The 204-nt window shown below is 64.7% G+C and carries 1 protein-coding gene; it reads left to right on the forward strand.

Features of this window, described 5'->3' with window-relative positions:
• Nucleotides 1-204, forward strand: a 204-nt coding sequence (locus A3722_RS17250; protein WP_150120540.1) for a sugar nucleotide-binding protein, incomplete at both ends; no start/stop codon positions are given.

Genomic DNA, 204 nt, shown 5'->3' on the forward strand with positions numbered 1-204 from the left:
GTGCCGAGGCGGCGATCCCGCTGGTGCATCTGTCCACGGATTATGTCTTTGACGGTTCGGGCAGCCGCCCTTGGCAGCCCGATGACCCCACCGGCCCGCTCAATGTCTACGGCCATTCGAAATCTGCTGGCGAAACGTTGTTGCGCGCCGCGCAGGGCCCGCATGTGATCCTGCGCTGCTCATGGGTGATGTCCCCCCATGGTC

The sequence above is a fragment of the Sulfitobacter sp. HI0027 genome (assembly GCF_001634775.1).
Taxonomy (GTDB): Bacteria; Pseudomonadota; Alphaproteobacteria; order Rhodobacterales; family Rhodobacteraceae; genus Sulfitobacter.